Source organism: Citreicoccus inhibens (assembly GCF_019039035.1).
Lineage (GTDB): Bacteria > Myxococcota > Myxococcia > Myxococcales > Myxococcaceae > Citreicoccus > Citreicoccus inhibens.
In genome coordinates, this window is sequence record NZ_JAHNZT010000004.1 from 441495 (window position 1) to 453982 (window position 12488).

Consider the following 12488-nt stretch of genomic DNA (forward strand, 5'->3'; position numbering starts at 1 on the left):
CGGTCTGTGGCCGTGCCACGCAGGCACGGGTCATCGGCAGGTCTTCGGACTCGCAGGCGCGGGCACCTCGCTTCGAGGCACCCCTCTACTGGCCGTCGCTTCCCAGCCCATCCCCGGGCCAGTGCTTGCTTGGACGGCGTTCGTTCCTGCTCACCGCTGCGGGGCAGTCCCGGATTTCCACCGGATTCCCTGGCGTCTCCGCAACCTCGCGGGGACACCGACAACGTCGGCGGGAGTATGGCGGGCGGCGGGCATTGTCAATGCTCCGGCCGCCCCGCTCACCTCACAGCGCGTCCAACCGCATGCGCCTGCGCAAGAGGACGAGGAACAGCGGGCCACCCAAGAGCGCGGTGACGACGCCCGTCGGAATCTCCGAGCCGAACAAGTGGATGGACAACCGCGCCAGCAGGTCCGCGAGCATGAGGAACGCGGCGCCACCCAACGCGGACGTCGGAATCAGCAGCCGCTGGTCCGGTCCGAACGCGAGCCGCAACAGGTGCGGCACGATGAGCCCCACGAAGCCGATGAGCCCTGTGAGCGCCACGGCGCCAGCCACGCTCGCGCTCGAGGCCAGCAGCAACCAGCGACGCGTGGCGGCCACGGGCACGCCCAGTGTCGCCGCGTCATCGTCGCCCAGACCCAGCAGGTTGAGTCGTCCGGCCAGGGCCCACATCACCGCGATGGCACCCACCTGGAGCAAAGCAGCGAACGCCAGCGTGGCGCCGTGCTCGTAATTGAGCGAGCCCGCCAGCCAGAAGAGGATGGCGCCCAAGCGGTTCGGGTCCGACAGCGTCTTCACCAGTGTGATGGCGGCGGACGCGAAGGAATTGAAGACGACCCCGGTGAGCAGGGCCGCGTAGGGCGCGCGGGCCGCGTGGCCGCTGCTGGAGGCGAGCACGAAGAGGATGGCGGCGCCCGCGCCCAGGAACGCGAAGACCGACGGCGCGGACAGCCGGACCAACGCGTCGCCCATGCCCGGGGTCATCACGCCCACGGTGGACAGACCGAACGCAAGCGCCAGCGTGGCCCCGAGCGCGGCCCCACCGGACACGCCTAGCACGAACGGATCCGCCAACGGATTGCGCAGCAGCCCCTGCAAGGTGGTGCCCGAGGCGGCCAGGCCCGCGCCCACGATGGCGGCCAGCAACGCGCGCGGCAGGCGCAGCGAGAAGAAGATGACGGCATCCGTGGACCGCGGGGCCGTCAGCGCGGCGACCAGGGAGATGGGCCGCTCTCCGAAGCGCGCCGCCACCGCGAACGCGCTCAGCGCCAACAACGTGAAGGCGAGCAGCAAGCTCACGAGCCGCGCGGGATGGAACATGGGCCCCCGTCCGGAGCGCCCGCTCACGCGAAGCCCCCATCGCGCGACGCGCCCGCGCCTCGAACCTGGGCGATGCGAAGGACGTGACGACGACGAACCATGGCGGAAACTCCGAGAGCGGCGACGGCAGGCATCTACCCCGGCCGCCGCCGCTCCGGAAGTCCCTCGCCGCCCTGCTGGCGCAGCCCGTGGTGAGCCTGGAGTCGGGACACCATCCGCTCCAGCATCTCCGCGTCGCGCGCGAGACAGGCCGCCACGAGCCACACGTCGCCTTGCGCGCTGCGGCGCCTCCGCCAGTCCGTCGGGGGAAGCGGCAGGCGATGCGAGCGACAGCGTCAGCAGCAGCGCCGCGAGGTTGACGAGGCCACCGCGCGCGCCCAGCAGCAGGGGCTCGTGCGGAAAGGCTGGCAGCTGGGGATGCTCATCTCCGAGAACGCACGCCCCTCCCGGAAGGCGCGGGGCCGCGGCGAAAAGACTTTCGTCCTAGTGGACGCCCGCATCCCGCGGCGCCGGCGCGGGGTGGAGCAGCAGGAACAGCTCCTCCAGACCGCGCCCCAGCGACGGACCGGGCTGGAGCAGCGCCAGCGACGGCACCTCCACCCAGCGGGCCTCGGACAGCCCTGGCAGCGCGCGCAGCGTGTCCTTGCCCACGTCCACGTCCGCCGCGTCCACCACCACGTCGGGCCGCGCGGCGACGACGCGTTCCACGGAATACACGGGGTAGGCCGTCCCCGCGTCCGCCGCCACGTTGAGGCCGCCCGCGTCCTGGAGCAGCTCGTTGGCGAACGAGCCGGGCCCGGCGACGACGAGCGGCTCGAAGCCATAGACAAACAGGACGCGCGGCGCGGGCTGCCTCTTCGCGGCTTCACGAATGCGAGCCCGCGTGGCCTCGATGCGCGTGACGAGCGCCTGCGCTTCCGTGTCCCGGCCCAGCGCCTTGCCCACGGCGCGCAGGGCCGCGAGCACATCCGTCACGGTGTGCAGCGGCAACACGAGCACGGGCACGCCCAGCTCCACCATCTTCTCCACCGGCCGCTGGTTCCCTGGCCCCGGCTGCACCAGCACGAGGTCCGGATGGAGCGCCACCACGGCCTCCACCGAAGGGTCCACGAAGCCGCCCACGCGCGGCAGCTTCGCCACCTCCTTCGACTCGTCGTAGCGCGACACGCCCACGAGCGACGCGCCCGCCCCCAGGCTCTGCACCATCTCCGTCAGGGAGGGCACCAGCGTCACCACCCGCTTCACCTGCTTGGGCGGGGTCCCCAGGACATACGGCCCCGAGGGCGGCGCACCCGCGTGGGCGGAGCCAGCGACCAGACACCCGAAGAGCCCGCACAGCAAGGCCACGGAGCGCGCGAACATGATGATGGAAGTCCTCATGGAAGGAAGGGGGCTCACGGCGCGAGGCCCGGGATGGCCACGACGTCGGTGACGTTGGACACGGGGCGACGCGGATCTCTCGGGCAGGCATCGAGCGCGGGGCCCACCGCGCCGGGCGTGCTGAAGCCCCGCCGCTCCACCAGGGCGCCGTCCTTCACCTCCACCACATAGACGCGCCCGCCATTCACGTCCGCCAGGTACACGGCGTCCTTCGCCACCGCGAAGCGCCCCGCCACGGCCACCTGGCACTCGGGCGTCCCGGGCGCGCAGCCCGCGGACAAGGAGTAGGTCGCCACGAGCGCATCGTCCTTCACCAGCGCGAGCCCGGTCGCGCGCACATCGTCCGCGCGATTGCCATTGGCGGTGTCGTAGCGCGCCTCCCCCAGACAGCTCACCACCAGCTGTCCACCCACGGGCTCCACATAGCCCGCGTTGAGGCAATGCTCGGCCCCCAGGTCGATGGCGCGCACGCCGCCGTCCGCTGGCTCGATGCGCGCGAGCATCCCCGGACCGTTGGGGCGATAGTCATTGGCGGGGTTCAAGTTGGTCAGCGCCACGTACACCACGCCGTTCAGCGTCGTCGCCGAATAGGGAAGCGGCAGGCTGGTGCCTCCGTCGAACGACTTGAGGTCCAGGCCCGTGAGCGGAATCGAGTCCAGGAGCCGGGGGTGCTCAGGGTCCAGCACCTCCACCCGAGCCACCGCGTTGCCCTTCTTGAAGCCCGAGCCCGCCGTGCCGAACAACGGGATGAAGAGCGTGTCCCCCACGCGGGTGATGCCCTGCGGGCTGGTGTTGGCCCCCAGACTGAGCTGCGTCACCGTGCGCAGGCCCAGCGACGTCCCTCCGCCCGAGCCCTCGCCGCGGAGCACCTGCAACGTGTTGTTGATGGAGTCGACGACGTAGACGTAGGGCCACGCCACGAAGATGTCATTGGGCGACGTGGTGACGTTGCCCAGCGAGGAGCGCTGCGACACCTGGCCCAGCTCTCCCGCGGGCGCCTGGAGCAACTCGGAGTTGGTGGCATCCGCCGCGAGCAGGACGTTGCGATACGCGGCCAGGCTCTGCACGCCGCCCCCCAGTTGCCGGCGAGGCCCGAGCCGGTCCGTGCCCGCCTGGATGCCCACGACCTGCCCCAGGTTGTAACAAGCCGCCACGACGTCATACGCGCAGACGCCCGCGTGACACGACTGCGCATCCGGACACGCGTGGCCACAGGCACCGCAGTTCGCCACGTCCGCGAGCAGGTTCACGCAGGCGTCGCCACACCGCGAAGTCCCCGCCGAGCACCCCACGCCACAGCGCCCCGCCTCGCATACCTGCCCGGAGGGACAGGCATTGCCACACGCGCCGCAGTTCGCGACATCGCTCGCCACCGCCACGCACGTCTCACCACAGCGCAGCGAGCCCTCGCGGCACGCGCACGCGCCGTCCTGACACACGGAGTTCGCGCCGCACACGGTGCCGCACACGCCGCAGTGCTCCACGTCCGCGCGCAAATCCACACACGCGTCACCACACACGGACAGGCCCGGCGTGCACACCGCGCCTTCCTTGGGGCAACCGGTGAAGAGCAGCACCGCCGCCAGGGACAGCCAGGGCGCCCAGGGAAGCGACTCAGGGGTTCGGGGCCTGCGGACCATGGTTCTCCTGGGAGGAAGGGGACGCCGCGGGAGGGTCCAACGCCACGCCCAGCGTCACGTAGGCGGCGCGCCCCGGCAGCGGATAGCCACTGAAGTCAGACGTCTGCGCATCCAGCAGGTTCTTCAGCTCCACGGACACGGTGACATCCGGGTGGCGCAGGAACGTGCTGGAGGCGCCCGCGCTCACCCACGTGCGGTCGGGCAGCGTGAGCGAGCCGGTGCGATTGAAGAACTGCGCGGACTGGTAGATGACCTCCGCGCGGGCATTGAGCCAATCCGGCCCCGCGCGCACACGCCCCATCCACTTGTGCCGAGGACGGTACGGCAGGTCCTTGTCGAGGAAGCGCGGATCATCGAAGCGGTTCTGCGTGCGCATCCACGTGTAGCTGCTGCCCGCGGTCAGCCAGGGCAACGGCCGAGCCTCGACCTCCAGCTCGGCGCCCCACACGCGCGCGGCGGCGAAGTTGTAGGGCTTGGCCAGCAGCGGTGGATACAGCTCATACGCGATGAGATTGTCATACAGCGCCGCGAACCCACCGGCCGAGGCGCTCCAGCCCTCGCGACGCCAGGTGACAGCCGCGTCCGCGTAGAGCCCCCGCTCGGGTTGAAGCGAGGGATTGGGCAGCAGCGTGCCCTGGCGGATGTACAGCTCCAGGAAGGACGGCGCGCGGTGCGACTGGCCCGCGTTCGCGCGAACGGCGAAGCCATGACCCACGTCCAGGGACGCGCCCAGCTTCGGCGCCACGAGCCAGTACGGCCCCACCCGCTCCAGCCGCAGCGAGGGCGCCACGCCCAGCCGTCCGCCCCAGAGCAGCAGCTCGTCCATGACCATGACGCTCGCGCGCCACCACGACGCCTCTTGCGTGTGCAGCGCCTCTGTCACCGCCTCGGCCGAGCCCGCCACCGCGACGCTCACCGCATGCACGTCGCCCAGCAGCGTGCGGCCTTCCAACTCCACCCCGCCCACCGTCTGACGTTGCGCGCCGCCGTCCATCTCCGGCACGCCGCCCGTCACGTCGAGCCCCTCGCGTCGGAAGAAACCGCGCGCGCTCAGCTCACCCGCGTTCGCCAGGGGCCGCGCCCACCGCAGCCCGAGCGACACACGTCCCAAATCCTGTCGCCCGGTGGTCTGCGGGTTCTGCACCGTGCCAGCGAGCCCTCGGTTCTCCAGCGCCAGCTCCGCGAGCACGTCCATCCGAGCGCCGTCGCGCAGCTCGCGCTGGTAGCGCAGCAGGGCGCCGCCACCGCGAGCGTCATTGCGCGTGCGCACCTGCTCCGTGAGCGGATTGCCCTCCACGGCGGGCAGGTCGTCCACGCGGTATCGGAAGTTCCCTTCCGAGCGCCCGCCGTGCACGAGCAGCATCACCTGGCCATCGAGCAGCGGACCGGTGGCGGCGAGCTGCCCGAGCACGGTGTCCCAGCTCCCGTACGTCACCTCACCGCTGGCGCGCAGCGTGCCTTCGGGAGGACGCGTGACGATGCGGATGGCCCCGCCCAGACCGCCCGCGCCATAGCGCGCACCGGCGCCGCCACGCAGGACCTCGATGTGGTCCACCAGCGCGGCGGGCACGAGCGACAGGTCTGCCATGCCACCCGCGCCGTTGAGGGGAATGCCATCCAGGAACACGAGCACGCCGTTGGACGATGCCCCGCGCACCACCACGCCCTTGCTCTGCCCGAAGCCGCCCGTGTCCTGCACCGCGAGGCCCGCGCCGCCCGAGAGCAGCTCGGCGGTGTCGCGCGCCTCGCCGTCGTGCGAGCGAGCGTCGATGACGGTGATGGCGCCCGTGGGGTCCCTGCGCCGAGCGGCATCCGGGGCCTCGCTCACGGGGGCCTGACCGGTCACCTCGACGGTGGGGACGACGAAGACCTCGTCCGAGGTGGGGGGCGCGGTGTCCGGCGGGCTCGCCTGCTGCTCTGCGGGGCGCTCCACCTTGGGGGTGGGCGCTTGGGCTCGCGCCATCCAGGAGAGGCTGAGCGCCAGGCACGCCACGGGCCTGACGAGTTGAGTCCGCCGCATGCTCCGCCTTCCGCTCTCTCCATCGAAGAGAGAAGGCCGCCGGGTCGTTCCGATGAAGAACGCGACCGGACCCCTGGGCAGGTCTCCTGGCTCGCGAGCTCTGGGAGCGGCGCACACCGCGCCGGTCCAGAAGGGGACCTCTGCCTTCCTCCGGTGCATCCCACGGCACGGTGGAGTGGCAACAATCCGAGGTTCCCGGCCCTGACCTCAGGGCAGCCCGTTCACAGTGGCGGGACCGCGCCGGATTCGCACCGGCTTCCCTCTTGAAAGCCCGACATGGGCACCCAAGGGCCCGCCCCTTCTAGGGGGTCCCCCCTCGTGCGTCAAGCGACCGCAGGTGGCCCGTCGGGAGTGAACACCACGGGTTGCGAAGCACTGAACGCGAGGCTCGGAACCAGCGCACCCGCCCGCACCGCAGGTGACGCCACACATCGAAGACGCAGCGCACCACGACCACGGAGGTCGAGTCGAAAGCACTTCGAGCCCGCCTGCCTCTCTCACGCGCTGAGATCGGATCTGGAGCATCCGTGCCCGTCCTGGAGCGTGGATGGACATCGAGCGTGTGAACGGTCGGGCCGCGAGTCACCAGAGGAGCCGACCTCTGGCATGGGGGCTGCTCTGACCGCGAGGGACCTCAGGCGGTCACGCCGAGCGAGGGACCCGCGCCGTGGTGGTGCGGGAATGCAGGACGAGGGGGCAGGGATGCTGACGGCGGGGAAGCGGTTGGCGGTGTTCTCCATCCGCGAGGGCAAGGGCGGGAGCATCTGGGTGAGGGCGGGGAGCGCGTTCGTGAACAAGGATGGTTCATTGAACGTGCTGTTGGACGTGCTGCCGCTCGACGGGAAGTTGCATGTGAGGGAAGCGGCGGAGAAGCGGGACACGGCGACGGTGGGCGGGCGCTACGCGAGCGAGCTGAGCCTGGAGTCGTCGCCGGTAGGAGGGCACTCGTGAAGTTCGGATGGGTGGCCTTGCTGGGCTGGGCGCTGCTGGGGCCCGGGCTGGCCGAAGCAGCCAGACAGCGAACGCAATACACAGGCGTGGTGAACCTGAACGAGGCGACCGCCAGCCAGTTGGACCTGTTGCCGGGCGTGGGGGAGAAGGCGGCGGAGCGGATCCTCGAACATCGGAAGAAGCGGCCCTTCGGACGCATCGAGGAGTTGGTGCGAGTGAAAGGCTTTGGGAAGAAGCGCTTCCTCAAGCTGAAGGCACACCTGACGCTGACAGGCCCCACGACGCTGAAGGTGGAGAAGGTCTCCACGCCCGACGCGCCGGGAAAGGAGGCCGCGCACCAGAAACCATGACTCCACTCTGAGGAAAAGTCGCAGAAGGGCCGCCGCCCCGGAAGGAACGGAGCGACGGCCCGTCCTCATTCACACGACGCTCCGCGCTCAGAGTTCACTGAGGATCCGGCCACGTCCATCGATCGCGTACGTGACGCCCGCGTCCATGAGAGGAGTCTCGAGTTCGATGCCACATCGCGAGAGCCGAGGCAGGAAGCTGACGAAATAGAGATTGTCATTCTCCTTCAACACCGTGGCGTCATAAACATCCCGACGAGAGAGGCAGACGGCCAGCTTCTCATCGTGGGCTGTCGCCTTGGTGCCGGGAGGCATGAACTCATTCCGGGCGACCTCCAACGCGGCCATGGAAGGACCGTCCAGATGGACGCCGCTCTCCAGGGAGTTCGGGAACACCACCGCATGCGCCTCGTCGGGGGATGCCCGCTCCGCCTTGCCTATCTTGTAGTAGCCCAGCCGGGCACACCCGCTCATCAGGCTGACGCAGCAGAGACCGATTGCACACGAAGAGATTCTCATATCAAGGCAGCCAGTCCTTCCCCTCGAACATCTGGATGTTGCCAGAGTCATCGTAGACTTGGCCAATCTCAACCCACTGCGCATTTCGCAGTGCCGAGACAATACGCGTCGCATAATTGTAGCTGTAGACCCTGCAGATGCCACCTCTGTCGAGATAGAGAAGATAGAGTTCGCGATGAAACACGCGTCCGGTCTTCATATCCACCATTCGGGTGGGGTTCCAGCGACCGCTGAGGTCTCCGGCTGAGAATCGAAGGTTATGCGGGTGGGTATGGTCGCCCGCGATGATAAGAGCGCCCACATGACGCGGATCGTTGAGCGCCTGCGGCATTGAACACGTTTTTGCGCCGCGCGAGTCCAACTTCTCGCGAACATCCGAGAGATAACTGAGATAGAAGGCAGCCTCCTCGGGTACGTAATAGGTCAGCGCGCAATATTCGCTGCCAGCCATGCCACCCGAGGCCGCCCCCTGGCTCGTCATGAGCGTGCAGGTGTTCGCGGTCAACTCTTCAGTCGTCTTGAACGGACCTGCCAATGGACCGTCGACCTCCAGTTGTCCATTCGACAGGCGACGAACGCGGATATTTGGGTTCGCCGCACATCCCAGAGCGATTCCTAGACACGCTAGGACTCTGACGAACCGGGGTGGGCTGAGAGCATTCAGAGCCAATTCGTCGTCCTTTCGCGGATATGCCGCACATTGCCATTCAAGACCACGACCACTTTTCTTCTCAGCGGCAGATTCGGCGGGAGCTGCATTGGAATATGAAGCGAGCTCACCATCCTCAGCGGTTCTGGATGGTCATCCTAGACGCGTCCCACTGGAGACCGTACCGCGACAAGAGCGCGTTGACCTGCTCCCCTGCGGGAAGTGGCTGCGCGAGGCTCTTGAACTGGACGAAGCGAACAGTCCGGTCGGACGCCACGGAGGCAAGGACGTCCACCCCAGGAGAGAACGCCACGGCGGACAGGAACCCCTGCTGCCCGTGGATGCTCCCCAACAAGTCCCCGTCAGGCAGGCTCCAGACCTTCACCCGCATGTCCATTCCGCCCGAAGCCAGGAACCTCCCATCAGGAGAAAGCCCGAGTGAGAGCACTCCCACCGAGCCCTCATCCATTCGCGTCAGAAGTTGGCCATCCTCTGGCGCCCACACCTGGATGGGTTGGTGCATCCCCGCCGTGATCAATTGGTCGGCGGGCGTGAACGCCAAGGCGCGGATCCGCTCCCCCACCTCCAGCGTGCGCACGACCTGACGGCGCGTCAGGTCCCACAGCTTGACGACTTTCTCCGAACCACCCGATGCGAGTCGAGTCCCCGTCGAGTCGATCGCCACCGCCCAGACTTTCCCAGCCGGGTTCTCCAATCGACCAAGCGGCGCGCCATCTGGCATCGACCAGAGATGGACCGCGTGATCTCCCCCTGCGGCCAGAAGCCGTCCATCCGGGCTGAACGTGAGCCCTCGCACCGACCCGTCCACGTCCGCCAGCTCACGAAGCCGTCGGCCTGTGGTGGCTTCCATCAACTGCACCTTCCCCTTGAGACTTCCCGTTGCGAGCACCTGCCTGTCTGGGCTGGTCGCGATCGAGACCACAGGCTCCGTGCTCTCGGCGCGATGCGTGGGGGCTTCGCCTGGCGCCGTACGCCAACGAAGCATTCCGTCCTCCGCGCCCGTCACGAAGTCCCCGTCCCCAATGAAGGCCAGCGCCTCCACCCAGGCAGTGTGCCCTTGGAGCATCACCTCGGCAGGGACGACGGGGCGGCGCCAGACATGCAGGGCCCCATCCATTCCTCCCGATGCAAACGTGCGCCCATCAGGAGACAGGGCCACGGACATCACGAAGCCGTGATGAGCATCCAACCGCTCCAGGAGTTCACCACTGCGCGTGTCAAAGATTTGCACCCGTCCATCCCATCCCGCCTGCACAACGAAGCGGAACTTCGGCTCCATGGCGGCGGCGGAGACGTCTGCCGGGATCTTCAAGACATCGACGAGCTGGCCAGACTGTGGATTCCAGAAACGAATGGAGCGGTCCGCCGCCGCGGTCATGGCCAGGCTCCCATCAGCAGAGAACGCAGCGGACTCCACCTTCTCCTCATGCCCACTGAAGCGGTGGAGTTCCCGGCGTGACGCCAAGTCCCAGAGACGAGCGCTCTTGTCCATGCTCGTCGAGAGAAGCCATCTCCCATCTCCCGAGAACGTCACAGCAATTGCATAGTCATCATGTTCGAAGCGCAACCGCTCCACGCCTGTGTCCACGTCCCAGACACGCACGGTCTTGTCCAAGCCACAAGAGGCCAGCTGCTTCGCGTCAGCGGAGAATGCCAGCCCTCTCACGACATCCGTGTGCCCGATGAGCACGGCCACCGTGCGGCCCTGGAGCACACTCCAGACATGGATAGACCCGGGCCTGCCAGCGAATGCGATCCGCTTCCCATCCGGGGAGAACGCGACGGCATGGACCTCCGCGGGGTTCTCTGCGATCTCGGCAACCCGCTCACCGCCATCCACCCGCCAGAGGCGGACAACGTGGTCATATCCCCCAGTGACCAGGAACCGCCCGTCTGGGGAGAACGCCAGGGCCAGGACGGAGCCCTCGAACGTCTTCGTCCACAGCAACTGCGAGGCTCGGTTCATGGCCCAGCCCTGTCCCCAGCGCGCCGCAGCAGAGTCCCGAAGCCCACGCGCCACAGAGAAATAGCCAGCCGCAAGTCCCCACTGCTTCGAATCGAGGGCAGCATCTCCTTTCGCGGAGTAGATCCACGAGCGAAGTTCCTGCTCCGCCGAGTTCCCTGAAGCACCGCCTGGGCTTCGAATCTGAGGGTGTCCCACACAGGATGCCAGCAGCATCACGAGCGGCGCCAACCTCCACAACGGACCTCGCATATCAGAGCACCTTCAAATCCATGGGGGGCAATGAGGCACGAGAGCGTGCTCAATCGTCCATCCAGAGTCCATCCATTCCGCCAATGGGTTCCCAAACGGATTTCCGTATTCGCACCTGAAGGCCATGAATCAGGAACGATTGGGTTCACTCCGAACCCAGTCCACTCGCCCTCCATGGACAGCGCGAGCAAGCACTCCGCACCTCCGGAGGAATGTCTGTGTGGGAATGGCACCGGAGCGTGAGTCACCAGCCCAGGACATGAAAGCCGTCATGGACATCCCGTCCTGCATTCGGCATTCGCTTCGCGAAGGCTCGATGCCACCTGCCACATCGCCTGAGCTGCTGACCGAGTCGTTCTCCTGGACCTGTAGGTCGTCACGCACGACGATGCCCGTTGTGCCGCTGCGTTCCAGCATGACGCTGTTCCATAGGGAGCCTTCTCGATGACGTCCTTCTTGGCCCGTTCGTGTCTTCCGCTCCTGCTTCTCATGGAAGGCTGCGCAACCTCGAAGGAGGCGACGACGCATTCCCCCGCTCGCGAAGCCCCGACAACCGCAGCCACCGCGGTGTGGCTCTCCGCCGGAGGGTTCGACATGGGTTCCCCCGAGGGAGAGCCAGGACGGGACACGGACGAGGGGCCTCGAACCCACGTCGCGCTCGCGCGGTTCCAGATGGACGTCACACCCGTGACGGTGCGCGCCTTCGAGGAGCGAGCCGAACAGGTACGAGCAAAGGATCCCCAGGCGCACTGGTGGACCGAGGCCGAGACGCCGCAGGGGTGGCTGGGCCACTGCAACCTGGGTTCAGAGCGCCAGGAACACCCCATGAACTGCGTGGACTGGCGAGCAGCGCGGGCCTACTGCGAACTGACAGGTGGCGCCCTGCCCACGGAAGCTGAATGGGAGTACGCCGCGCGTGCCACGGCATCGACCGCCTACTGGTGGGGCGAGACCTTCGACGTGACTCGTGTCGTAAGTTCAGTGGCCTGCACGTCACGGGGCTGCCTGGGGAGCACGGCTCCCGTCGTTTCTTCCGGCGTACGCTGCAACAGTTGGGGGCTTTGCGACATGACCGGGAACGTGTGGCAGTGGACCGCCACGACCTACCAAGAACACCTGGGCGAGACCACGCCCGCTGAGCCTCCCGACGTGCCGGAGAAGCCTGTGCACCGAGGAGGCTCGTGGCTGAATCAGGTGCCGTCCTTGTTTCGCTCCGCGCATCGCGGTCTCGCCTATCCACGGAACGGCTTGACCGGGGTGGGCTTCCGCTGCGTCCTCAGGCGGTAACCACTCTTGCCCTAAACCGAGGGTCGTGATTCGCGATCAGGTTGAGGGGCGGGCAAGCGCGAGACGAGCGGGAAGAAAGAGCAGGGGCACCTCTCGTTCGGCTCTGTGTGCGCAGAAGACCTGAGAGCGAGAAGGCCC

Annotated in this window: 11 protein-coding genes and 2 riboswitches; of the genes, 3 read left to right on the forward strand and 8 right to left on the reverse strand. The window is 67.9% G+C overall.

The features are described 5' to 3' along the window. Positions 1–19: 19 nt before the first annotated feature. A riboswitch (cobalamin riboswitch) is annotated at positions 20–237 on the reverse strand. A gap of 46 nt (positions 238–283) precedes the next feature. The 5 genes from KRR26_RS08280 to KRR26_RS08295 all read right to left on the reverse strand — a co-directional run bounded on the left by KRR26_RS08280 (position 284) and on the right by KRR26_RS08295 (position 6361). Then, on the reverse strand, positions 284–1321 hold the full coding sequence (locus tag KRR26_RS08280; protein WP_120205672.1) for a FecCD family ABC transporter permease: 1038 nt from the start codon (positions 1319–1321) through the stop codon (positions 284–286). Between the two features lie 134 nt (positions 1322–1455). Next, entirely contained in the window at positions 1456–1578 is a 123-nt protein-coding gene (locus KRR26_RS37370) for a hypothetical protein (protein ID WP_268905783.1), read from the reverse strand. A 226-nt stretch (positions 1579–1804) separates the two neighbouring features. Next, positions 1805–2683, reverse strand: a complete 879-nt coding sequence (locus KRR26_RS08285; protein ID WP_236068382.1) for an ABC transporter substrate-binding protein — start codon at positions 2681–2683, stop codon at positions 1805–1807. A gap of 32 nt (positions 2684–2715) precedes the next feature. Continuing rightward, complete coding sequence (locus KRR26_RS08290) at positions 2716–4341, reverse strand: MXAN_6577-like cysteine-rich protein (RefSeq protein WP_217079538.1); 1626 nt, start codon at positions 4339–4341, stop codon at positions 2716–2718. Then, the gene (locus tag KRR26_RS08295) at positions 4316–6361 is read right to left on the reverse strand and encodes a TonB-dependent receptor plug domain-containing protein (protein ID WP_217079539.1); all 2046 of its coding nucleotides are present in this window, start codon (positions 6359–6361) and stop codon (positions 4316–4318) included. The genes KRR26_RS08290 and KRR26_RS08295 overlap by 26 nt, the downstream gene beginning before the upstream one ends. Before the next feature lie 59 nt (positions 6362–6420). Continuing rightward, a riboswitch (cobalamin riboswitch) is annotated at positions 6421–6664 on the reverse strand. Positions 6665–7063: 399 nt separating this feature from the next. Between KRR26_RS08295 and KRR26_RS08300 the strand changes: the two genes are divergently transcribed. Together KRR26_RS08300 and KRR26_RS08305 are read left to right on the forward strand one after the other, a co-directional pair. Continuing rightward, positions 7064–7312: a hypothetical protein gene (locus tag KRR26_RS08300; RefSeq protein WP_120205667.1), complete on the forward strand. Its 249-nt coding sequence runs from the start codon at positions 7064–7066 to the stop codon at positions 7310–7312. Further along, the gene (locus KRR26_RS08305; protein WP_217079540.1) at positions 7309–7662 is read left to right on the forward strand and encodes a ComEA family DNA-binding protein; all 354 of its coding nucleotides are present in this window, start codon (positions 7309–7311) and stop codon (positions 7660–7662) included. The genes KRR26_RS08300 and KRR26_RS08305 overlap by 4 nt, the downstream gene beginning before the upstream one ends. 87 nt (positions 7663–7749) lie before the next feature. Here the strand turns inward: KRR26_RS08305 and KRR26_RS08310 are convergent, their stop codons facing one another. The 3 genes from KRR26_RS08310 to KRR26_RS08320 all read right to left on the reverse strand — a co-directional run bounded on the left by KRR26_RS08310 (position 7750) and on the right by KRR26_RS08320 (position 10814). Beyond that, positions 7750–8133, reverse strand: a complete 384-nt coding sequence (locus KRR26_RS08310) for a hypothetical protein (RefSeq protein ID WP_147422942.1) — start codon at positions 8131–8133, stop codon at positions 7750–7752. A 46-nt stretch (positions 8134–8179) separates the two neighbouring features. Next, a complete protein-coding gene (locus tag KRR26_RS08315; RefSeq protein WP_236068383.1) occupies positions 8180–8713 on the reverse strand; it encodes a hypothetical protein in 534 nt (177 codons plus the stop codon). A gap of 250 nt (positions 8714–8963) precedes the next feature. Beyond that, on the reverse strand, positions 8964–10814 hold the full coding sequence (locus KRR26_RS08320) for a WD40 repeat domain-containing protein (protein WP_236068384.1): 1851 nt from the start codon (positions 10812–10814) through the stop codon (positions 8964–8966). A 738-nt stretch (positions 10815–11552) separates the two neighbouring features. Here KRR26_RS08320 and KRR26_RS08325 point away from each other — a divergent pair. Then, positions 11553–12350 carry a formylglycine-generating enzyme family protein gene (locus tag KRR26_RS08325; RefSeq protein ID WP_268905787.1) on the forward strand — a complete coding sequence of 266 codons (798 nt, stop codon included), beginning with the start codon at positions 11553–11555 and terminating at the stop codon, positions 12348–12350. The last annotated feature ends 138 nt before the right edge of the window (positions 12351–12488 follow it).